At 59.6% G+C, this 21,433-nt stretch carries 18 protein-coding genes; 10 read left to right on the forward strand and 8 right to left on the reverse strand.

The genetic code is table 11. The features are described from left to right. Window positions 1-10 precede the first annotated feature (10 nt). Both ACSEXW_RS18300 and ACSEXW_RS18305 read right to left on the reverse strand, forming a co-directional pair. Window positions 11-1,633, reverse strand: a complete 1,623-nt coding sequence (locus ACSEXW_RS18300) for an MDR family MFS transporter (RefSeq protein ID WP_438447612.1) — start codon at window positions 1,631-1,633, stop codon at window positions 11-13. A 2-nt stretch (window positions 1,634-1,635) separates the two neighbouring features. Beyond that, window positions 1,636-2,073 (reverse strand): MarR family winged helix-turn-helix transcriptional regulator, encoded by a 438-nt coding sequence (locus tag ACSEXW_RS18305; RefSeq protein WP_438447613.1) that lies wholly within the window; start codon window positions 2,071-2,073, stop codon window positions 1,636-1,638. A 190-nt stretch (window positions 2,074-2,263) separates the two neighbouring features. Between ACSEXW_RS18305 and ACSEXW_RS18310 the strand changes: the two genes are divergently transcribed. Both ACSEXW_RS18310 and paiA read left to right on the forward strand, forming a co-directional pair. After that, on the forward strand, window positions 2,264-2,716 hold the full coding sequence (locus ACSEXW_RS18310; protein ID WP_438447614.1) for a MarR family winged helix-turn-helix transcriptional regulator: 453 nt from the start codon (window positions 2,264-2,266) through the stop codon (window positions 2,714-2,716). Between the two features lie 24 nt (window positions 2,717-2,740). Continuing rightward, window positions 2,741-3,256, forward strand: a complete 516-nt coding sequence (paiA, locus tag ACSEXW_RS18315; RefSeq protein WP_438447615.1) for a spermidine/spermine N(1)-acetyltransferase — start codon at window positions 2,741-2,743, stop codon at window positions 3,254-3,256. 65 nt (window positions 3,257-3,321) lie between these two features. Here paiA and ACSEXW_RS18320 read toward each other — a convergent pair whose 3' ends face one another. Continuing rightward, a complete protein-coding gene (locus ACSEXW_RS18320; RefSeq protein WP_438447616.1) occupies window positions 3,322-4,419 on the reverse strand; it encodes a LacI family DNA-binding transcriptional regulator in 1,098 nt (365 codons plus the stop codon). Window positions 4,420-4,568: 149 nt separating this feature from the next. Here ACSEXW_RS18320 and ACSEXW_RS18325 point away from each other — a divergent pair, with 149 nt between their 5' ends. Both ACSEXW_RS18325 and ACSEXW_RS18330 read left to right on the forward strand, forming a co-directional pair. After that, window positions 4,569-5,744, forward strand: coding sequence for an AGE family epimerase/isomerase (locus ACSEXW_RS18325; protein ID WP_438447617.1), 1,176 nt, complete (start codon window positions 4,569-4,571; stop codon window positions 5,742-5,744). 40 nt (window positions 5,745-5,784) lie between these two features. Continuing rightward, on the forward strand, window positions 5,785-6,960 hold the full coding sequence (locus ACSEXW_RS18330) for a glycoside hydrolase family 130 protein (protein ID WP_438447618.1): 1,176 nt from the start codon (window positions 5,785-5,787) through the stop codon (window positions 6,958-6,960). A gap of 78 nt (window positions 6,961-7,038) precedes the next feature. On the opposite strand, the gene map is transcribed toward ACSEXW_RS18330, so the two are convergent. Further along, complete coding sequence (map, locus tag ACSEXW_RS18335; protein WP_438447619.1) at window positions 7,039-7,785, reverse strand: type I methionyl aminopeptidase; 747 nt, start codon at window positions 7,783-7,785, stop codon at window positions 7,039-7,041. A 327-nt stretch (window positions 7,786-8,112) separates the two neighbouring features. Between map and ACSEXW_RS18340 the strand changes: the two genes are divergently transcribed. From ACSEXW_RS18340 to ACSEXW_RS18350, 3 genes are all read left to right on the forward strand, one after another. Beyond that, on the forward strand, window positions 8,113-9,279 hold the full coding sequence (locus tag ACSEXW_RS18340; RefSeq protein WP_438447620.1) for a DUF2264 domain-containing protein: 1,167 nt from the start codon (window positions 8,113-8,115) through the stop codon (window positions 9,277-9,279). Between the two features lie 149 nt (window positions 9,280-9,428). Further along, entirely contained in the window at window positions 9,429-10,130 is a 702-nt protein-coding gene (locus ACSEXW_RS18345; protein ID WP_438447696.1) for a GntR family transcriptional regulator, read from the forward strand. 199 nt (window positions 10,131-10,329) lie between these two features. Then, window positions 10,330-11,136: a hypothetical protein gene (locus ACSEXW_RS18350; RefSeq protein WP_438447621.1), complete on the forward strand. Its 807-nt coding sequence runs from the start codon at window positions 10,330-10,332 to the stop codon at window positions 11,134-11,136. 7 nt (window positions 11,137-11,143) lie between these two features. Here the strand turns inward: ACSEXW_RS18350 and ACSEXW_RS18355 are convergent, their stop codons facing one another. Both ACSEXW_RS18355 and ilvD read right to left on the reverse strand, forming a co-directional pair. Then, the gene (locus ACSEXW_RS18355; protein WP_438447622.1) at window positions 11,144-12,061 is read right to left on the reverse strand and encodes a DMT family transporter; all 918 of its coding nucleotides are present in this window, start codon (window positions 12,059-12,061) and stop codon (window positions 11,144-11,146) included. 258 nt (window positions 12,062-12,319) lie between these two features. Beyond that, the gene (gene ilvD / locus ACSEXW_RS18360; RefSeq protein ID WP_438447623.1) at window positions 12,320-13,951 is read right to left on the reverse strand and encodes a dihydroxy-acid dehydratase; all 1,632 of its coding nucleotides are present in this window, start codon (window positions 13,949-13,951) and stop codon (window positions 12,320-12,322) included. 202 nt (window positions 13,952-14,153) lie between these two features. Here ilvD and ACSEXW_RS18365 point away from each other — a divergent pair, with 202 nt between their 5' ends. Both ACSEXW_RS18365 and ACSEXW_RS18370 read left to right on the forward strand, forming a co-directional pair. Next, window positions 14,154-14,429, forward strand: coding sequence for a DUF2277 domain-containing protein (locus ACSEXW_RS18365; RefSeq protein WP_438447624.1), 276 nt, complete (start codon window positions 14,154-14,156; stop codon window positions 14,427-14,429). Window positions 14,430-14,532: 103 nt separating this feature from the next. Further along, a complete protein-coding gene (locus ACSEXW_RS18370; protein ID WP_438447625.1) occupies window positions 14,533-15,321 on the forward strand; it encodes a class I SAM-dependent methyltransferase in 789 nt (262 codons plus the stop codon). Between the two features lie 60 nt (window positions 15,322-15,381). Here ACSEXW_RS18370 and ACSEXW_RS18375 read toward each other — a convergent pair whose 3' ends face one another. Next, on the reverse strand, window positions 15,382-16,230 hold the full coding sequence (locus ACSEXW_RS18375; RefSeq protein ID WP_438447697.1) for a MurR/RpiR family transcriptional regulator: 849 nt from the start codon (window positions 16,228-16,230) through the stop codon (window positions 15,382-15,384). Between the two features lie 213 nt (window positions 16,231-16,443). On the opposite strand from ACSEXW_RS18375, the gene lacZ reads away from it, so the two are divergent. After that, window positions 16,444-19,557, forward strand: coding sequence for a beta-galactosidase, LacZ type (lacZ, locus tag ACSEXW_RS18380; protein WP_438447626.1), 3,114 nt, complete (start codon window positions 16,444-16,446; stop codon window positions 19,555-19,557). Window positions 19,558-19,674: 117 nt separating this feature from the next. On the opposite strand, the gene ACSEXW_RS18385 is transcribed toward lacZ, so the two are convergent. Then, on the reverse strand, window positions 19,675-21,315 hold the full coding sequence (locus tag ACSEXW_RS18385) for a sensor domain-containing diguanylate cyclase (RefSeq protein ID WP_438447627.1): 1,641 nt from the start codon (window positions 21,313-21,315) through the stop codon (window positions 19,675-19,677). Between the last annotated feature and the right edge of the window lie 118 nt (window positions 21,316-21,433).

Genomic DNA, 21,433 nt, shown 5'->3' on the forward strand with positions numbered 1-21,433 from the left:
GAGGCGCGTCCTATTCCTGCAGAGCCGCCACCTGCTGCTCCTTGGACGCTTCCGGCCCTGCGGGCGTCTGTGCGCGGTTGGAGGTCCGAAGCGGAATCTCCTTCAGGAAGAAGGTCAAGAGCAGCGCCACCAGCAAGAGTCCCGTGCCCCAGAGGAATACGGTGGTCAAGGAGGCGGCCAAGGCGTCGCGCAGCATCTCGACCAGCTTGGCGAACAGGGGCTGTACCGCATCCGGCAGCGATTTGTGAAGCTGCTCCAGCTTCGGCTGGTCCAGCAGAATCTGCGGATTCTGGAAGGCCGCCAGCTGCTTGGCTACAGCCGGGTCCACCTTGCTCAAGTCCGCCCCGTGTCCCGAAGCGATGAGCTGCTTCAGCTGATCCTTCAGACTGGTGGCCATAATGGTGCCCATTACCGCGATGCCGATCGTGCCGCCCATGTTCCGGAACAGCTGGGAGGAGGCGGTCGCCACACCCAGATCCGCCGGCTTCACGGCATTCTGCACCGTCAGGGAGAAGACCGGCATCCCGAGTCCGAGACCGACGCCGAATATGATCATGGCCGCCACGGCGATCCAGATGGTATTCATATACGCCATAACCAGCATGCCGGCAACCATGACCGCCAGTCCCGCCAGAGCATACCGTTTATATTTGCCTGTCTTGGTAATCATCCGGCCCGTCAGCGAGCTGACCACCACCATGCTCAGGGACATGGGCATGGTAATGTAACCGGAATAGGTCGGAGCCACTCCCTCGACCCCTTGAATGTAGAACGGCAGATAGATCAAAGCCCCCATCATCCCCGCGTTCATCAGGAAGCCGATGAGATTCGAGAGGGTGACGATCGGATTCTTGAACAGATACATGGGAAGCACCGGACTCTTGGCCCGCAGCTCCACCCAGACGAAGACCGCCGCCATCACCACCGCCGCGCTGAACAAGCCGATGATCCGCTCCGAACCCCAGGCATACTTGGTGCCGGCCCAAGTGAAGCCGATCAGCAGCGGGACGATAGTCAAAGCGAGGAACAGTGAGCCTGAATAGTCGATGCTCTCGGCCGGACGGCGCTCCACCTTGGGGAACATGGACAGGATCATGCCGAAGGCCACCACCCCGATGGGGAGGAAGATCCAGAAGACCCACTTCCAGCTCATATGGTCGACGATCCAGCCGCCCAAGGTCGGACCGAGCACGCTGGAGAAGCCGAAGGCGGCCATCATGACGCCGGTCCACTTCCCCCGCTCCCGGGGAGCGAAGAGGTCGCCTACCGCCGCGAAGGAGGAGGACATGATGACACCTGCTCCGACGCCTTGGATGCCGCGGTAGGTGATCAGATGCCGAATATCCTGCGAGAAGCCGCAGAGAGCAGCCCCGATGATGAACAGCACAATTCCCGCCAGCATAAAAGGCTTCCGCCCGTATATGTCGGACAGCTTGCCGACCAGGGCGGTGGCGATGGTGGAGGTCAGCATGTAGATGGTGATGACCCAGGTATACAGATCCATGCCGCCCAGTGTGGCGATGATGCGGGGCATGGCGGTGCTGACGATGGTTTGGTTGATGGCCGCGAAAAACATGGCGGCGACGATGGCGATCATGATCGTCACTTTGCGTTTATGAGACAGATGCTCCATTGCTATTGCTCCTTCTTGTCAAGATTCGCCATCAGCTGGCGAAAGATCCGCTGCATTTGCTCCAGATCCTCTTCGGGGAGATTCCCGAACATGGAGGCCACCGTTTCAATCTGGATGGCCAGCATGGATTCCACAGCCTTCTCTCCGGCCGGGGTGATGCCGAGCCGCACGACCCGGCGGTCTTCCTCGCTGCGCGTTCGGACGATAAGCCCCTTCTCGATGAGCCGGTCCGCCATGCCCGTCACCGCACCCGGCGTAACGGACAGGAAGTCGGCCAGATCCACTACCCGCTGCTCCCCATTCAGTCCCAGCTGGCGCAGCATGCGGAATTGGGTGATCGAGATGTCCGATTCCATCCGCTCCGCCCACTCCTGCCGGAACCGCTTGATCACGCTTTTGAACAGAGTGGTCAGTTCCAGCAAGCGTTCGTTCAATTGCATCCGGACACCCCCTTTACTAGTTAATGTTTTAGTACTAAATGATTTTCTACTATACTAAAATCCGGCTTTGTCCGTCAAGCGAACAAACCGTGTCATTCAAGTGAAACTGCCGCAGGTTGCATTTGGGCTCGCCATTTTTGTTGCAAATGCAATAAAAATGGTTTACACTTTCTGCATGGAGGTGCTGATCATGGAGGACATTTTGCGAGAGGTTGGGATGATTGCGAGGGCGCTGGATTCGATCAGCAATATCGAGTTCAAGCAAGCTGAGCTTACCAAGGGGCAATATCTCTATCTCGTTCGAATATGCGAGAATCCGGGCATCATCCAAGAGAAGCTGTCCGAGATGATCAAGGTGGACCGCACAACGGCTGCCCGTGCGATACAGAAGCTCGAGAAACAAGGGTTGATTGATAAGCAGGACGATCCGGACAACCGGAAAATCAAGAGGCTTTTCCCAACCGGAAAAGGAACAGCCCTATACCCCTTCATCCGAAGAGAGCACGATTATTCCAATCAGGTCGCTATGACCGGATTCACGGAGCAGGAAGCGCAAACCCTCCTGAACCTGCTGCAGCGAGTCCGAAAAAATGTGGAGAAAGACTGGGAGTTCGTCAAAAAAGGGAACAAGAGGATCTATTGACCGATTAAGAGGAGGACTTATTCCATGAACATCCGCATCAGAACATGTACCCTTCAAGATCTCCGATTGCTTCAAGACCTGAGTGTGGACACCTTCAAGGAGACGTTCCAGAGCCAGAATTCGCCGGAGTCCATGGCCGCCTACCTGGAACAAGCATTCAACCTCGAACAATTGGAGAAGGAACATGGCAATCCGTCCTCGCAATTTCACTTGATTTACTCCGGTGAGGAAGCAGCCGGGTATCTTAAGGTGAACGTCCTTGACGCCCAGTCCGAACAGATGGGCCACGATGCGTTGGAAATCGAGAGGATCTATATTAAGCAAAAGCATCATCAGCAAGGGTTGGGAAAACGTCTGATCGATCAAGCGATCGACATGGCGAAGGAGCAGAATAAGAGGAGAGTCTGGCTGGGTGTGTGGGAACATAACGAGCGTGCGATTGCTTTTTACAACAAGCTGGGGTTTGTCCGGACAGGTTCACACTCGTTCTTTCTGGGGGATGAAGAACAAACCGATTGGATCATGACCAAGCTCCTCTAAGGAACAATACAGAGCGCCCCGGTCCGCATGGGACCGGGGCGCTCTGTATGCTTACCGAACACGGGCTACCATACTGCCGGAGCCCCGCTGGATGCCCGCTGCACCAGGCTGCAGGATTGGCTGATCTTCTCCACGGGCCGGTCCGGCTCCCGGATCCGGTCGAGCAGCGCGGCCACGGCCCGCTCGCCCAGCTTCTCCTTCATCACGTGGACGGTGGTCAGCGGAACAGCCGCGCGCTGGCTCTCTTCGATATTGTCGAAGCCGGTTACCGAGACGGCCGACGGCACTTGAATGTCCCGCCCGCCCAGCAGCTCCAGAGCCGCCAGAGCAATCTCGTCATTGGCGCAAACCCATGCGCCCGGCAGCGTTTCCCCCGACTCCCTGGCCCGGTCCAGCCGATTCTCCAGCAGCCGGAGATTCCCCTCCCGGTCCGAGCCGGATAACGGGAGCAGCATATGGTCCGGGTCCACCGGAATCCCATGCTTCTCCAAGGCCAGCCGGAAGCCGGTGAAGCGGTCCGTGAAGCTGCGGGAGAAGCTCGTATCGCCCAGGAACCAGAAGCGGCGGTGGCCCAGCGCCAGCAGATGGCCCGTCATCAGCGACATGCTGTCGATGTTGGCGGCGAAGATGCTGTCCGAGGGAACCAGCGGATCTTCATGGTCCGTCAGCACGAACGGAAGTCCCAGCCGCCGGACCTCCAGGAGCATGGAGGTGGAGACCTCCCCGACCCCGATCAGCCCGAGCAAACTGTCGGGTCTCATCACCTTGGCGAACTGCTCCGGATTGATCTCCGTAAAGATCAGCATCCCTAATCCCCGGCGGGACAGCGCCATGCCGATGCCCTGGACAACCATGCTCCAGAAGGCCGAATCCAGCGTCTGCAGCCTGACATTCGGCATGAGAACGGCAACCGCCTGCTTGTCATGAGCAGGGATCTCGTCCTCCTCTGCCGTGAATCGGACCGGCTGCCCCGATGGTTGCGAACTCCGGGGCTTAACCGCCTTCAGCTGCTTGAAGTACCCGAAGCGGGTGGCCATCTCGATGATTTTCTCCCGAGTCTGGGGGCTGACTCCCTCTTTGCCCGCCAGAGCCTTGGACACCGCATATTTCGAAACGCCGACGGCATCTGCGATCTGCTGCATGCTTACTTTTTTGTTCGTCATCGACTGGGGCTCCTTCACGGTCTATGAATGGTATACTATCGGAATTCCGTTAGGTTTACAAGCGTTTGTTAGCCTGAAATCAGGATTGACACCTTAGTTTTGTTAGCATAGAATGGGTGTTGTTAGCTAACAAATAGCGAGGTGAGCTTATGAAACCTGCTGAACTGAAGCAGGAGATGTCCGCGGAGCTTGACCGTATCCTCCACTTCTGGATGAACCATACGGTGGATCCCGTCCATGGCGGCTTCCACGGCAGAGTGGAGTGCGACCTGACGACCGATCCTTCGGCACCCAAGGGTCTGGTGCTGAACGCCCGGATCCTGTGGACCTTCTCCCGTGCCTACCGGAACGACCCCCAGCCCCGCTACTTGGAGATGGCGGAGCGTGCTCTGGCGTATATCGAGCGGGTATTCCGCGATCCGGAATACGGCGGCTACTATTGGCTCGTTGCTCCTGACGGAAGCCCCATCCAGTCGAAGAAGATGACCTACGGGCACGCTTTTTATCTCTACGGCGCCGCCGAATACATCCTGGCCTCGGGCCGGACGGAGCTGCTGCCGCTGACCGAGGAGCTGTTCGCTCTGGTGGAGCGGAGCTTCGATCCGATCCGCAGCGGATACGTGGAGGCCTTCGCCCGCAATTGGACGGAGGAAGGGGATCTGCGGCTGGGCGACCAAGACCCGAACGACAAGAAATCGATGAACACCCATCTCCACGTCCTGGAGGCCTACACCCAATACTATCGGGTCCGTCCGACCCCGGTGCTTGCGGAGAGGCTCCGCCGCATTCTGACAGATATGCTGGAGCGCATCATCGATCCCGCCACCGGACACTTCTCTCTATTCTTCGATGAGGATTGGCACGTGAAGTCGAATCTGATTTCCTACGGCCATGACATCGAAGGCAGCTGGCTTCTGATGGAAGCTGCTCATGTATTGGGCGACGCGGAGCTGAAGGACCGGGCGGCCCAGGCGGCTCTCCGGATGGCAGACGCTTCCCTGGTCCGGGGAGTGGACTCCGACGGCGCCATGATGTGGGACGGCAACATGGAGGGCATCCTGGACTCCGACAAGCACTGGTGGGTCCAGGCCGAGGCGGTGGTAGGCTTCGTCAATGCTTGGCAGATGTCCGGGGAAGCCCGGTTTTGGGATGCCGCCATCGGCTGCTGGCGGTTCATCCGGAGCCATCTGATCACCCCGAGCGGCGAGTGGTATTGGAAGACGGACCGCAGCGGCCGTCCCTCCCACGCGGAGGGACTCGTCAACATGTGGAAGTGCCCTTACCACAACGCACGGGCTTGCTTCGAGATCATCGAACGCTTATAACTGCTCATCCCATTCTCTTCCTACGAAAGGACGTGTCCTCATGTCTACCTTATTCGAACAGCGCAAGGCCATCCTCGAGCAGCGGCACGAAGCGCTCATCACCCGCAGGAATGAGCCTCTGTTTTCCGAAAACGGCATCTATACTCGCTATGCCAACCCGGTGATCACCGCAGCCCATGCCCCACTTCTGTGGCGGTACGACTATAATCCCGAGACGAATCCGTTCCTCATGGAGCGGATCGGTGTCAACGCCGCCTTCAACCCCGGTGCCATCGAGCTGGACGGCAAGTTCTATCTGGTAGTGCGAGTGGAGGGCAACGACCGCAAGTCCTTCTTCGCGGTGGCGGAGAGCACGAGCGGTGTGGACGGCTTCTGTTTCTGGGACCACCCCGTGGTTATGCCCGAGACCGAGGAACCGGACACCAACGTCTATGATATGCGCCTCGTGAAGCATGAGGACGGCTGGATCTACGGCATCTTCTGCACGGAGCGCAAGGATCCGGACGCAGCGCCCGGCGATCTGTCCAGCGCCGTCGCACAGGCCGGTCTGGCCCGGACGAAGGATCTGAAGACCTGGGAGCGGCTGCCGGACCTGAAGACCCGCTCCGCCCAGCAGCGGAATGTGGTCCTTCACCCCGAGTTCGTCGGCGGCAAGTACGCCTTCTATACCAGGCCGCAGGACGGCTTCATCGACGCCGGATCCGGCGGAGGCATCGGCTGGGGCTTATCCGAGAGCATGAATCCGGCCGTCATCGAAGATGAGACCATCATCGACCGCCGGTACTACCACACCATCAAGGAAGTGAAGAACGGCCAGGGCCCCGCCCCGATCAAGACCGGCAAGGGCTGGCTCCATATCGCCCATGGGGTGCGGAATACCGCCGCGGGCCTGCGTTATGTCATCTATGCCTTCATGACGGACCTGAAGGAGCCCTCCAAGCTGACCCACGCGCCGGCCGGCCACCTGATCGCCCCCGAAGGCGAAGAACGGGTGGGCGACGTGTCCAACGTGGTGTTCACCAACGGTGTCATTGCCAGAGATAACGGTGAAGTTTATCTGTACTACGCCTCCTCCGACACCCGCTGCCATGTGGTGACCACCACGGTGGCTCAGCTGGTGGATTACGTCACGAATACGCCGGAGGATCCGCTCCGCTCCTATGCTTGCGTGCAGCAGCGCATCGAGCTCATTGACCGGAATCTGGCTTCTCTATAAAGTAACCCACAAGAAAAAGACGCTTTCTCTCCACCGAACCGGTGGAACGAAAGCGTCTTTGGGTTTACAGCGTCATTCTTACGCCACCGTCACGATGATGGGGCGTTCCTTCGTGACGATGACCGTATGCTCATGCTGGGCCGCATAGCTGCGGTCCGGCGTCTTCAGCGTCCAGCCGTCCGGCATGCCAACGACATATTCCGCCCCCGTGGACAGAAACGGCTCGATGGTGATCACCTGGCCTTCCTTCAGCACACGCTTCTCGCTCTTGTCATAGACCGGCAGGATCTCCTCCGGCGGCTCATGCAGGGCTTTGCCGATGCCATGGCTGCATAGGTTCTGGATCACCATGTAGCCGCCCCTCCGGGCTTCGGCCTGGATAATCCGTCCGATCTCGTTAAGCTTCATGCCGGGGCGCAGGGACCGGATCACCTTCATCATGGTGTAATGGGTATGGTCGCACAAGCGCTTCAGGGCCGGGTTGGAGGACTCCAGCACATAAGAGTGGCCGGAATCGGCGTAGTAACCCCCCTTCATGGCGGAAACATCGATGTTCACCAGATCCCCCGGCTTCAGTACCCGCTCTCCCGGTATGCCGTGGGCCACCTCGCGGTTCACGCTGATGCAGGTATAGCCCGGAAATTGGTACGTGACCTTCGGTGCGGATACCGCTCCGAACGAAGCCAGTAGCTGGCCCCCGTACTCGTCCAGCTCCTTCGTGGTCATTCCCGAACGGGCGTGACGCTTCATTTCTCGGATCGTTACCGCGACAATTTTTCCGATTTCCTTCAAGCCCTCAATGTCTTCACTGGATTCCGCCGTCATGGGCAGCCCTCCAAACCAAGTGTGGATACATTATTTTACCATAAAATCATAAATTCGTTCCTAAAGACCTGCGATTCGGCTGTCTCCGCAACCTCTGCATAAAGATGGGCCGGCAAGGTAAACAATAACTCCCGTCTGACCGCCAGCAGCGCTGCAGGAACAGCCCATCTGCGATTGCGCAGTGCGGCTCCTCCTTTTTGTCAGCAGCATAGAATAGACGATAGATCCCAGAATTTGGTTGAAACGACTCTTTGCAAAAAATCCGTTGACTTGTATACAAGTATACATATATGATGGGGACAGAAACGATTCGGGAGGATGAACGAGATGAGCGAAGGGCTGCAGGACCGCAAATATTGGGTGGAGCAATTGGTGACCATTGCCGGACCCGTACTGAGAAACATGGCCGAACGGAAGCTGAAGGCCACCATGCCGGTGGAAGGAATCGGAGATGAGCGGTATGACCGCAAATACTTCTCCCACCTGGAGGCGATCGCACGCACTCTGGTAGGTGTGGCCCCCTGGCTGGAGACCAAGACCTCCGATCCGGAGGAGGAGAAGCTGCGGGCTGAATTCGCCGAGCTGTCCCGCAGAAGCATCGATGCTTCGACCGACCCGGAATCGCCGGACTACGTGAACTGGAGCTTCAGCTTCCAGCCTATCGTGGATGCCGCCTTCCTCTCTCATGCCATTCTGAGGGCGCCGAACGAGCTGTGGCACAAGCTTGATGACCGGGTCAAAAAGAATCTGGCCGACGCCTTGAAGGCCACGCGCTCGCGCAAGCCCCATTTCAACAACTGGCTGCTGTTCGCCGCCATGATCGAAACGGCTCTTTCCTTCATGGGCGAGGAATGGGACCACATGCGGGTGGACTATGCGCTGCGCCAGCATGAGCAATGGTACTTGGGCGACGGCGCTTACGCGGACGGCCCGGAATACCATTATGACTATTACAACAGCTTCGTAATCCAGCCAATGCTGGTGGATATCATCCAGACCGTAGGCTCCACCTACCCGGAATGGGAGGCGCTGAAGACCAATATCGTGAAGAGGGCCCGCCGTTACGGCGAAGTGCTGGAACGCTTCATCGCCCCGGACGGAACCTATCCGCCGGTGGGCCGCTCCCTGGCGTACCGCTTCGGCTGCATGCAGCACCTCTCCCAGATGGCCCTTCAGCACAACCTGGCCCAGGATGTCTATCCGTCCCAAGTGCGCTGCGCCCTGACGGCCGTCATCCGCCGGACCCTCTCCGTGCCGAACACCTTCGACGAGAACGGGTGGCTGAAGATCGGCTTCACCGGCAGCCAGCTCCATGTCGGGGAGATGTACATCTCCACCGGCAGCTTGTACCTGTGCTCCACGGTATTCCTGGCCTTGGGTCTTCCGGATACCGACGAATTCTGGACCGACATTCCCCGCGATTGGATTACCGTGAAGATGTGGTCCGGCCAGCCCTGCCACAACGACCATGCGCTCGATCATATCGCCATCTGATGACAGCGAAGCTCCGCGGAAGCGGAGCTTCTTTACGCTTCTGCCGTTAGATGAGCTGGATGGGGCGAGGCGGTGCTTGCCGGCGGTTATTGACGGAATGGCGCCCCCGTCCTATAGTGGAAGCACTAGGAATGGAGTGATCGAACGTGATGCAGCCATTGGATCCACTGGTCCACCCCAAACGGGTCTCCCTGGGAGAGCAGGTATATGAATCCCTCCGCGGGAGCATCGTCTCCCTGAGACTGGCACCGGGCCAGATGATCTACGAGAACGAGTTGGCAGCCGGGCTGGGGGTCAGCAGGACACCGGTCCGGGAGGCCATCCGCCTCTTGGTCAGCGAAGAGCTTCTCGAGGTGCTTCCCCAGAGGGGGACCAGGGTCACCCTGATCTCCCTGCAAAAAGTGGCCGAGACCCGCTTCATCCGGGAGCAGCTGGAAACCGGAGCCTTCCGGTTCGCCGCCCGGCACTTCGAGCCCGATGCCTTCCGAAGCGTCCGCTCGGAGCTGGACCGGCTCCTCCGGGAGCAGCAGGAAGCCGCAGAAGCGGATGACAGCATCCGGTTCCTGGATCTGGATGAGGAATTCCACCGGGTGATTCTCGCATCAACCGGGAACCGGACGCTGCTCGCCACGGTCAACGCCATGCGCGGGCATCTGAACCGGGTCCGGTATCTGGCCCTGAGCCGGTACCATCACATGGCGCCGCTGGTAGAGGAGCACCGGACGCTGTTGGCTGCCTTGGAGGCCCGGGAGGACACCCGCCTTCCGGGTCTGCTGGAGGTGCACTTCAACAAGCTGGACACCCAGCTGCCGCAGCTAGCCCGGGATTATCCCCAATACTTCAAGGAATGAACGAAGGGCAGTCCTGCGGCAATGGCCGTTGGAACTGCCCTTCTTCCTTTTGGGGCTCCCGATCCGATGCATCCTTCGCGTACCCCGCCCCAAAGACGGCATCGATTGACAACGGGCTTCGACAGCTTGCCCATTCCTCTTGCGTTATGATAGAAATCATAACAATCCGATAGATTCGGATGGATGGGAGGCATGTATCATGAACCAGTCCATGAAAGCTGCCGCGAGACCCTTGCCGTCGGCCCCGGTGAAGCCCCCGTTGGGCACCGCCCCACAGAAGTTGACTATGAAGATGCTATATACGATGATGGAGCAATTAACCATCCGCTTGGCGGAGCTGAAGGTTCGGGTGGACGAGCTGGAGCAGAGGCTGGACGAGCTCGACCGGATGGTGCCGGAAGCGGCGGCCGCCGCCGCGGCGTTGGTGATCCGGGCCGGGGAGGAAGCGGTGACGCTAGCTTTTCCGGTCCGTGCGGACGGGGAAGAGTCGCAGAAGCACGCTTTACCGGCGCAAGAAGTCGAGGCAGAGGCGAAGAAGTTCCCGGCGGACCAAACGATTGAAGAATCGGCTCAGACGTCGGATGCCCCGTTGCCCGTAAGGGAATCCCGCCCGAGGACCGAGCCCCTGCGGCTTGTGACTGAACGGGCACCCGCTGTGAATGGAAACCGGCCCAACTCCGGTTTGCAGTCCGGAGAAGAATCGGAGAAAGAGGTCTTGAGGATGAAGGGCGGTGCGGAGCCCCTCTCCAGTGTGGAGGAGCTGGCCGCAATGGTCCTAACCCACCGTGCCGAATCGGTCGGAACCGGCTTTCCTGAAGCCTCCGGTGTGGCAGCGAATGCCGATGGTTCCGCCGCTCCCGCCTCCGCTATCTCCCCCTCCGTCCAGCTGACACTGGCGGAGGCTGCCGACGTGCCGATCTACCGGTTCGTGACCCGATCGGAACGCCACTTGAAACGGCCTCCCACATTCTGGGAACGCCTCTTCCGCAAGCGCCGGGCGTTATGAAGCGGCATTACCGGACTGTCGCGGCCTTCGCGGCTTTCCGGACCGATGCCCGGTTCGTTGCATATACTCCTCCCACGATCAACAAAGCCCCCGCCAGGTGGTACAAGCGGATCCGCTCCCCGGTGAAGAGCGTGGCGAACAGCGCGCTGAACAGCGGGATCAGGTTCAGGAAGCCGGCGCACCGCTGGGGGCCGATCAGGGAGATGGCCACGTTCCAGGATAGGAAAGCGATGATGGAGGCGAAGAGTCCCACATACGCGAGGCCGAACAGCAGCCCCGGACTCCAATGGACCGACGCCCCTGAGACCAGCCGCTCTCCGGCCGCCAATAGCCCGACTACGGGCAAGGCGAACGCCACTTGGACCAGCAGATAGGCACTAGGCGGGAACCGTCCCGCCATCCTTTTCATCCCCACCGAATAGAACGACCAGCAGAGAATGGCCAACAGCATGATTAAATCCCCTTGATTGAAAGACAGCTTCGCCAACTCCTCCAGGCTTCCCCTGCCGATGATCCAGATTACCCCTGCCATGGACACAAAAATACCGGGCACCGCGCCCCACACGATCCTCTCTCTCATCACCAGCCAGGTCAACAGCACCACCAGCATGGGCGTAGCCGAATTCATCAGGGATGCATTGATGGAGCCCGTATGCTGGACGGCGATATACGTCAGCGTATTGAACCCCGCCACTCCGGTCAAAGAGAGGAACAGCGTCATCTTCCACGCCCTGAGGTACGCCATCCGGTTGGACCACACCTGCCGGCCGTATACCGGCAGCAGCCCAAGAAACGCAATCCCCCACCGCAGCGCGGCCAAGAGCACCGGCGGCATATCGGCGACCAGCGCCTTGCCCGCAACGAAATTGCCACCCCAGATGCAGGCAGCCAGCACGAGCAGCACGTACGGCGAACGAAAATTCATGTCAGCATCCTCCCGATTCCATCGTCTCTCTTGATTATAGTCCCAAATCAGGAACGGACCACTTTTATTTGCAGGAACTTGCTTATGTCCGATATCTACAACATAAGAAGAGAGAAGAGCGCCTCCGGCCCCAGCCGGAAACGCTCTTCTCTCTTCTACGGGGCAACCTGCACGCCACGTCCTGTACGCGCCAGCGGTTCCGAGATGCGGATAACCCCGCACCCGTCCCGCCTCCGCGCCGCTACGTTGCCGCCGGATCTATCTCCGAACGGCACCGGATGCGGCGGAGGTCGTTTGACCGGCATACAGCCGCAGGAAGCGGGCCGCTTCCTTCTTCAGCACCTCGAGGCGTTCCGCACGGGCGGCGAGCTCCGCTTCCGACACGCGGACGTTCAGCGAGCGAGCGGCGATGTCGATCTCCACGAGATCGCCGTCCTCCACCAGCGCCAGGGTTCCGCCTTCCGCCGCCTCCGGGCTGGCGTAGCCGATGGACAAGCCGGCGCTGGCGCCGGAGAACCGTCCGTCCGTTACCAGGGCCACCCGCTTGAACTTGCCCAGAATTTCCGTGCAGCGGTGCAGCTCCCGCATGCCGGGACCGCCCTTCGGCCCTTCGTAGCGGATGATGACGGCATCGCCTTCACTGATGCGGCCCGCCTCGTAAGCTTCCTCGAACTCCTCCTCGGATTGGAACACCTTGGCCGGCCCGGCGAAGGTCCGAAGCTCCTCCGGCACGGCGGATTGCTTGACCAGCGCCCCGTCCGCCGCCAGGTTCCCCTTCAGCACGGCGATGCCGCCCTCCGCATCCAGCGGCTTCGACAGCTCCCGGATCACGTCCCGGTCGAGAACCTCCGCGCCCTCGATATTCTCGCCGACGGATCGCCCGGTCACCGTCAGGGCGCCGGTGCGGATCAACGGCCGCAGCTCCTGCATCAGCGCGGACATGCCGCCTGCACGCTGCAGATCGTTCGTCGTATACTCCTGATTGTTGGGCGTGACCCCGGCCAGGAACGGAACCCGGCGGCTGATCGTGTCGAACAGCTCCATCGGCAGCTCGATTCCGGCTTCATGGGCGATGGCCGGAAGGTGCAGGCAGGCGTTCAGGGAGCCGCCCATGGCGAGCAGGACGGAGATGGCGTTCTCGAAGGCCTCCCGCGTCATAATATCCCGCGGCTTGATCCCTTGGCGCACCAGCTCCACCGCCTGACGTCCGGCCGCCTCCGCCGCATCCAGCTGCTCCTCGGACAAGGCCTGCATCCACGAGGTGTTGGGCAGCGCCATCCCCAAGGCCTCCGTCATGCCCTGCATCGTATTGGCCGTGCCCAGGAACGGACAGGCTCCCGGTCCCGGATAATATTGGTTGGTGATCTCCACCAGCCCCTTCTCGTCCAGCTTCCCGTCGAGGAACGCCCGCCGCGCGGCCTTGGACTCCTTGGGCTTGATATGGTTCGGCATCACTCCGCCCAGGACGGCCAGTCCGGGCAGATTCAGCCGGGCGGCGGCCATCAGCATGCCGGGGACGATTTTGTCACAGGAGCTCAGAACGACCAGACCGTCGAAGATGCCGTGAGCCTCCACCATGATCTCCACACTGTCCGCAATGGTCTCCCGGCTTGGCAGAGAGTACTTCATGCCCTTATGACCCTGAGCGATTCCGTCGCAGACGGCTATCGTATTGAATTCTAGCGCCACCCCGTCGGCCTGCTCGATTCCCCGCTTCACGCGGTCCGCCACCTGCCGCAGATGCACATGGCCCGGTACGATCTCATTCCATGAATTGGCTACGGCGATGACCGGCTTATCCAGGCTGGCATAGTTCACCCCGCACGAGCACAGGTGAGCCTTCATAATCGCTCTGCTGAACGGTGTCACTTCATTCATCCGGTTTCCCATGTTTCATTCCTCCCGCTAATGGCCCTAACCTCTTTTCTTATAGTATAGAAAATTATTTTTTATTTTCAATGAATAAAATAAAAACTTTTTTCATACTAACACCAATATGCTGTGTACACTTTGTGACCGACCCTGCTGGAACCGGTGCGGCGTTTCGTGTAAGATGCAGGTAAAAGCCAAGATCGCGAGGTGTTAGGCCGCCATGTGCCGCAATATCAAGACCCTGTTCAACTTCGATCCCCCCGCCACCGACGATGAAGTCCGTGCAGCCTCTCTTCAATTCGTCCGGAAGCTGTCGGGCTTCAACGCCCCTTCCAAAGCCAATGAGGCAGTCTTCCAGCAGGCTGTTGAGGAAGTTGCAGCCGCCGCGCGCAAGCTGATGGACAACCTGGTAACCCAAGCGGAGCCCCGCAACCGGGAGATGGAGATTCAACGGGCGAAGGCCCGCAACATCCGCCGGTTCGGCGAAAAAACCTGATCTGCGGCCGGCTTCAGCAGGACCGGTTGTCACACAACCTCCACTTCCGCGTTTCCACATCTCTGGTAAACTCTAGGATACAACGATCAAGGAGGGATACCGGATGCTGGAAGTCTTGAAGTATTACGATCGCTATGACGAGGACGGCAGACTGGAGCGCGATAACTATCACCGGGCGGAATTCGCCATCACGGTGAAGCTGTTGGAGCCTTATCTTCCTGCCGGTGCGCAGATCCTGGATGCCGGTGCGGGAACGGGACGCTATTCCTTGCATTATGCGGCTTTGGGCCACCGGGTCACCGCGCTGGATCTGACTCCCAAGCATGTAGAGCTCATCCGCGGCAAGGCTGACGGAACCGGACTCGGGCACCTGGTGGATGCCGTCACGGGCAACGCTATGGATTTGAGCGCCTACGCCGACGGAACTTTCGACGCGGTCCTCTGCATGGGTCCCCTCTATCATATGAAGGATGGGGCCGAGAGGGAGGCTTGTATGCGGGAGTGCCTGCGGGTCTTGAAGCCCGGCGGTCTCCTCGCCGCCGCTTATGTGAATCTGGCCGGCAATTATCTCTACAAGCTGATGTTGAATCCGAAGACGCTGGTGCTGGAGCCGCCGACGGAGATCCTGACCCGCAAGATCGAGTGGGAGGAAGGATGCTTCGCCAGCATCACCCCCGAGGAAGCGGAGGAGCTCATGGCCCGCTTCCCTATGGAGAAGCTGGAGCACGCGACAACGGACGGCATCAGCGCCTTGATGCAGAACACGGTGAATGCCTTGAATGCCGAGCAATTCGCTCAGTGGCTCGAGTGTCTATACGTGACCAACCGGAATCCCCACTTCCTGGGCACCGGCCTGCACAACCTCTACATCGCCCGCAAAATACCTCTCTGAACAAACAAGGGACCTTCTCCCGGAGCCGACAGTCGGCTCGTGGTAGAAGGTCCCTTCCGTTCATATTCGCTTGGCCGAGATAACCTCCCGAACCTTCTGCAGATTGCGCAGCGTCTCTTCCCTTCGGGCCAGCGCCAGACCGACGTACAAAGCGTCGACGATGCAGAGCTGGGCGATCCTTGCGGCAATGGCCTCCGTCCGGAAGGAGGTCTCCCGGGTGCTGGTGTACAGGTTCACGTCGGCTTGCTGGGCCAACGGGGATTTGCGGTAGCTGGTAAGGGCGATGGTCTTGGCTCCCGCCGCCTTGGCGATCTTGAACGCCTCCAGCACATCCTTGTTGCTGCCGGAATGGGAGATGCCGAAGGCTACGCACTCCCGGTCCAGCAAGGCGGCCGTCATGGCCTGCAGGTGGGAGTCCGAATGAGCGACGCACTGCACCCCGGTCCTCATGAACTTGTGGTACGCATCGTCCGCCACCACCGCAGAGCCTCCGATGGCGTAGATGCATACCCGCTTCGCTCCGTTCAGAAGCCGGACGGCCTCCTCCAGCGCCGCCTCGTCCAGCACCTGGAGGGTGTCCGTAATGCCCAGGATGTTGGCATGGAAGATTTTGTGGGCTACAGTCATCATCCCGTCCTCCGGCAGCACATCCTCATGGATGTTGCGGGTCGGCTCCTCCACCAGCTCCCCGGCCAGGGCGATCTTCAGGTCCTGATACCCCTTATAGCCCAGCTGCCGGCACAGCCGGAAAATGGTCGCCTCCGAGCTGTGGGTGACATCGGCCAGCTCGCTGATCGACAGATGCACCACATCCTGCGGATGATCTGTCAGATGGGCGGCAATGCCCTGCAGCTTGGGGGATAAGCCGCCGGACAAGGCGCGGATGCGGGCCAAGGCGCTGCTTGGCAATGTTTTTTTCACGTGGGCTTCACTCCGGGTGGCAATTTTTTTCTGATTCTATTATACATGGAGCGGACGGGCTCCCGCCATGCTCCGAGGTATTTCCAGACCCGGTATTCATATTGTACTATTCTTAGAATATTGTTTTATTTATTTCCGAGCCGGAATCCCATACAATATTCATGTACGTAAGTGATACGCTATAAAGGACGGTGCGATTCCATGTTCAAAAAATTACATTACCAACCACCTGCCAATGGTTATCCGGAATGGAACAACAATCCGGACATCTTCCAGCTGAACCGAATGGACGCCCGGGCGGCCTTCACCCCCTACGATACCTTCGAGGAAGCGGTGCGGAATGCTTCGGAGGACTCCCGTCATACCCTCTCGTTGAATGGCGCCTGGAAGTTCCATTTCGCCGAGAATCCGGCTGTGCGGCCGGCAGATTTTTATAAGAGCGATTATGACGTATCCCAGTGGGACGAGATTCCGGTTCCTGCCCAATGGCAGTTCCATGGCTACGATTATCCCCATTATACGAACATCCGCTACCCCTGGATCGACAAGGAGGACATCAAGGCTCCCTTCGCTCCAACCAAGTACAATCCGGTCGGCTCCTATGTCCGCACCTTCGAGCTTCCCGAGGACTGGACGGGACGCCCGGTTTATCTTCACTTCCGCGGCGTGGAATCCGCTTTCTACGTATGGCTGAACGGAGAGCTGGTCGGCTATAGCGAGGACACCTTCACCCCCGCGGAATTCGATCTGACCCCCTATCTCCAGCCGGGAACGAACAAGCTGGCGGTAGAGGTCTACCGCTGGTGCGACGCCAGCTGGCTCGAGGACCAGGACTTCTGGCGCCTGTCCGGCATCTTCCGGGAGGTGCTCCTGATCTCCCCCAATCCGGTCCACATCTACGATTTCCGGGTCCGCACGGAGCTGGACGCCGACTATGCCGACGCCGAGCTCCAGGTGAAGGTGAAGCTGCTCCGGTATTTCGGTGCTGCCGAGGGCAACCTGCAGGTGTCGGGCACGCTGCTGGATGCCGCCGGCCAACCTGTGGAGACGGATGCTTTCACCGCTTCCGCAGCGGTCCTGGAAGGGGGCTTCACCGATACGGAGCTCCGCGTCTGCGTGAAGAATCCGCTGAAGTGGAGCGCGGAGCATCCGAATCTGTACACGCTGGTGCTGACCCTGAAGGACGCAACCGGCAAGGTGCTGGAGACGGTGAGCAGCCGGGTCGGCTTCCGCAAGTTCGAGATTCGCGACAACGTCATGCTCATCAACGGCAAGCGAATTGTCTTCAAGGGCACCAACCGCCACGAGTTCTCCTGCGATACAGGGCGTGCGTTGAAGCAAGCGGACATGGTCAAGGACGTTCAGCTGATGAAGGCCTACAACATCAATGCCGTCCGGACCTCCCACTACCCGAACCATCCAGCCTGGTACGACCTGTGCGACGAATACGGCCTTTACGTCATCGACGAGACGAACCTGGAGACCCACGGCTCCTGGCGCTACGGCCAGACCGAGGAGGAGGACACCGTCCCCGCCAGTAAGCCGGAATGGAAGGACAATGTGGTGGACCGCTGCCGCTCCATGATGGAGCGCGACAAGAACCATCCCTCCATCATCATGTGGTCCCTGGGCAACGAGTCCTTCGGCGGTGAGAACTTCCGCCATATGTACCGTTTCCTGAAGGAGAACGATCCGACCCGGATCGTCCACTACGAGGGCATCTTCCATCACCGTCCGTTCGAGGACGTGTCCGATGTGGAGAGCCATATGTATACACCGCCGGAGGGTGTGGAGAAATACGCCCTGTCCAATCCCAAGAAGCCCTTCATCCTGTGCGAATACAGCCATGCCATGGGCAATTCCTGCGGCAACCTGTATAAGTATACGGAGCTCTTCGATAAGTACCCCGTCATCCAGGGCGGCTTCATCTGGGACTGGGTGGACCAGGCGATCCGGACCAAGACCCCGGAGGGCGTGGAGTACTTGGCCTACGGCGGCGACTTCGGGGAATCTCCCCATGACGGCAACTTCAGCGGCAACGGACTGCTCTTCGCGGACCGGACCGTCACGCCGAAGCTGCATGAGATCAAGGCCTGCTACCAGAATGTGGGCTTCAGCGGCTGGAATCCGGCCACCGGCGCCGTTACGGTAACCAACAAGTATCTGTTCACCCGGCTGGATGAGTTCGAATGGACCTGGCAGATTCTGGCGGATGGCCGCCCCGTTGGTGCAGCGTCCAACGGCAGCTTCCCGGTGGAGCCGCTGACCTCGGCGGAGATCGTGCTGCCGCTGCCGGAATATAAGGCGGCCGAAGGCGCAGAGCTTCTGCTCCAGGTCAGCCTGCGGCTCAAGGAAGCCGCGCTCTGGGCGGAGCAGGGCCACGAGGTGGCCTTCGCCCAGCTGCCGGTGTATGCGATGCCGGCCGTCCGCTCGGCCGTACCATCCGCCGATGACGGCACCGTGACGCTTATGGAAGCGAACGGGGTATGGCGCGTGGCGGGAAGCCGTTACGAAGCCGCCGTCGATACGGCCACCGGCGCACTGGTCTCCTATCGCCTCGCCGGACGCGAGCTGCTGCAGCAGGGTCTGACGCCCACCTTCTGGCGGGCCGTCACGGACAACGATCTGGGCAACAAGCTGCAGAACCGCTGTGCCGTATGGCGCACGGCCAATGCGGAGCGGACGCTCCGGAAGCTGTCGAAGCACCAGGCCGGCGGCGTGCTGGAGGTGGCGGCGGAGTATGTGCTCCCGTCAGCGGGCGACTCCGTCTGCACTGTGAAGTACGCCTTCCAAGCCGACGGCACCGTATCCGTATCCCTAGTGCTGTCTCCTGCCTCCGGACTCCCCGAGCTGCCGGTGGTCGGGACGCAGCTGGCCATGGATGCCGCCTTCGACCGGATCGAGTGGTACGGCCGCGGGCCCCACGAGAACTACTGGGACCGTTCCGTCGGCGCCAAGCTCGGCGTCTTTGCCGGCGCCGTCGCGGACCAGCTGACCCCGTATCTGAAGCCGCAGGAGTGCGGCAACAAGACCGACGTCCGCTGGATCAAGGTGACGGACGCCGAAGGACGCGGCCTGCTCTTCGCCGGCGATCCGGTGGTGGAAGCGGGAGTGCTGCCGTATACCCCGGAGGAGCTGGAGGCGAACGACCATCCGTATAAGCTGCCGCCCGTCAGCAAGACCGTGGTCCGCATCCTGGACCGGCAGATGGGCGTCGGCGGCGATGACAGCTGGCAGGCCAAGACCCATCCCGATTTCACCCTCTACGCGAACCGCACCTACTCTTACCGGTTCACGTTGAAAGGCATCGAATAAGTTCCTGCTCACAAGAAACCGCCCGTTCGGCATCCCCATGCCGGACGGGCGGTTTCTTATCGTCCTATCGTCTTCTTAATCCGCTCGATCTGAGCCAGGTGCGTAAGTAAGACCCGGTCAACGCAGCTTATACACCCGGCATTGATTCCTGCCTGTCCGCTTCGCTTCATAAAGAGCCTTATCGGCCTCCATGACGAGGGAAGAGGCAGGGGTCAGCTTGGTGGCCATCTTGGTCGACACTCCAATGCTGACCGTGAGAAACTCTGCACAGGATGCCCCTTTGTGTGGAATGCCCAGGCCGGACACCGATTGATTGATGGCGGACGCTAACCTTAACGCATCCTCCGCAGAGCGGCCTGGCAGAAGCACAACGAATTCCTCTCCTCCATATCGGGCAGCCACATCTCGGGGCCCCCACGGCAGACTCATCAGCACCCGGCCGATCTGACGCATGCATTCATCCCCGGCCTGGTGCCCGTACAGATCATTGAAGGTCTTGAAATGATCGATATCCAGCATCAGCAAGGAGATATTCCCCTCCCGCTCCGATTCACGCACCCACTCCTCAAGCAAGGCTTCATCGAAGCACCGGCGGTTCGCGATGCCCGTCAGTCCGTCCATCATGGACAGCTTTTGGAGCTGCCGGTTGGCATCTCGTAAGCTCTGCTCCACCCGCTTCGTCTCCGTGACATCCCGATAGATCCACAGATAGCCCTTGTCCCTTTCGTGATCCATAATGGGTACGGCATCCCACTCCAGAATCGTCCCATTCCCCATGGTCAGCTCCTCACCCTGAAGCGTCCCTCTCTGCATGATGGTGTGCTGCTGCCGATCATTCAATCCGGCTGCCCGGTCGCCTCCGTCTTCCTCCGGTCCGAAGATGCTGAGATAGGCTTCGTTCGTCAGAATCGGCTGGCCGTCCTCATCCTCCACCTTGATCCCGAAGGGAAGAGAGGCGAGCAGGGTCTTGAACTTGATCATCGTTTGTCTCAAATCCCGCTCGGCTTGTTTCCGGAGTGTGATGTCTCTACTGACGAGTATGACCTGGGTCGTACCGTCCGGACCCTTGATGGGCTTGCCCCTCATCTCGATATCGACCCAATGGCCGTTGCTGTGCTTGCAGCGGTAATCGATCTCGAAGACGCTCCATTCCGTGACCGCCCGGTGGAACGCTTGGAAGACCCGCTCCCAGTCATCCGGATGCATATGGGTGATGGGATAGCTCCCGATATATTCCTCCAGCGTCCTTCCGAGAATCGTCGTATGGGAGGGGGAAGCATAGAGCACCAGCCCGTCCTCCGCCAGAACGGCAACCATGTCCGTCAGATGTTCGGAGATGAAGCGGAAGTTGCTCTCGTTCTCCAGGAAGGAATTGATGCCCGGCTTGCGGGAGCTAAGGTCTGTAAGCGTTCCCGACAATGCGGTTACGGAACCCTCATGCAGCTCGGCCCGCATAAAGAGATGAACCAAAATCACTTGACCGCCTGCCGAAATCAGCCGGACCTCCCGGTGTTCCCCATCCTTGTGTCCTTGAAGGAGATCGCGGACAACATTATCGAACACCTCCCGGCCGTTCGGGTCGACATAGCGGATCAATCGGGTGCCGAGCGATTCCAGCTCCGTATAGCCTGTGATGCGCTGCCACTCCTCGTTCAGGTAGGTCAAGCGGCCTTCTGGATCCATCCGATAGATAACCGCATTCTTGACATTCAACAGCTCCTGGTACTTATGATCCGGTTTCTTCTCTCTCCCATCCATATGGCTCCCCCTTTATATCTTACAAAAGACACCGGAATCGAGAAAAACTGGTATAAATATATATAAAATAGGTTCGTATGGTCCGAATATAATAAGTTTCGACATAAATCCTTGTTAT

Source organism: Oryzibacillus soli (assembly GCF_051594765.1).
Lineage (GTDB): Bacteria > Bacillota > Bacilli > Paenibacillales > NBRC-103111 > Paenibacillus_AR.

What these genes read in the sequence shown, in the direction of transcription:
- map (WP_438447619.1), bottom strand. Translation starts at nt 7,785, where the DNA reads ATGACGGCGGAATCCAGTGAAGACATTGAGGGCTTGAAGGAAATCGGA.
- ACSEXW_RS18310 (WP_438447614.1), top strand. Translation starts at nt 2,264, where the DNA reads ATGGAGGACATTTTGCGAGAGGTTGGGATGATTGCGAGGGCGCTGGAT.
- ACSEXW_RS18350 (WP_438447621.1), top strand. Translation starts at nt 10,330, where the DNA reads ATGAACCAGTCCATGAAAGCTGCCGCGAGACCCTTGCCGTCGGCCCCG.
- ACSEXW_RS18340 (WP_438447620.1), top strand. Translation starts at nt 8,113, where the DNA reads ATGAGCGAAGGGCTGCAGGACCGCAAATATTGGGTGGAGCAATTGGTG.
- ACSEXW_RS18330 (WP_438447618.1), top strand. Translation starts at nt 5,785, where the DNA reads ATGTCTACCTTATTCGAACAGCGCAAGGCCATCCTCGAGCAGCGGCAC.
- ACSEXW_RS18355 (WP_438447622.1), bottom strand. Translation starts at nt 12,061, where the DNA reads ATGAATTTTCGTTCGCCGTACGTGCTGCTCGTGCTGGCTGCCTGCATC.
- lacZ (WP_438447626.1), top strand. Translation starts at nt 16,444, where the DNA reads ATGTTCAAAAAATTACATTACCAACCACCTGCCAATGGTTATCCGGAA.
- ACSEXW_RS18370 (WP_438447625.1), top strand. Translation starts at nt 14,533, where the DNA reads ATGCTGGAAGTCTTGAAGTATTACGATCGCTATGACGAGGACGGCAGA.
- ACSEXW_RS18385 (WP_438447627.1), bottom strand. Translation starts at nt 21,315, where the DNA reads ATGGATGGGAGAGAGAAGAAACCGGATCATAAGTACCAGGAGCTGTTG.
- ACSEXW_RS18325 (WP_438447617.1), top strand. Translation starts at nt 4,569, where the DNA reads ATGAAACCTGCTGAACTGAAGCAGGAGATGTCCGCGGAGCTTGACCGT.
- ACSEXW_RS18300 (WP_438447612.1), bottom strand. Translation starts at nt 1,633, where the DNA reads ATGGAGCATCTGTCTCATAAACGCAAAGTGACGATCATGATCGCCATC.
- ACSEXW_RS18365 (WP_438447624.1), top strand. Translation starts at nt 14,154, where the DNA reads ATGTGCCGCAATATCAAGACCCTGTTCAACTTCGATCCCCCCGCCACC.
- ACSEXW_RS18320 (WP_438447616.1), bottom strand. Translation starts at nt 4,419, where the DNA reads ATGACGAACAAAAAAGTAAGCATGCAGCAGATCGCAGATGCCGTCGGC.
- ACSEXW_RS18345 (WP_438447696.1), top strand. Translation starts at nt 9,429, where the DNA reads ATGCAGCCATTGGATCCACTGGTCCACCCCAAACGGGTCTCCCTGGGA.
- ACSEXW_RS18305 (WP_438447613.1), bottom strand. Translation starts at nt 2,073, where the DNA reads ATGCAATTGAACGAACGCTTGCTGGAACTGACCACTCTGTTCAAAAGC.
- paiA (WP_438447615.1), top strand. Translation starts at nt 2,741, where the DNA reads ATGAACATCCGCATCAGAACATGTACCCTTCAAGATCTCCGATTGCTT.
- ilvD (WP_438447623.1), bottom strand. Translation starts at nt 13,951, where the DNA reads ATGGGAAACCGGATGAATGAAGTGACACCGTTCAGCAGAGCGATTATG.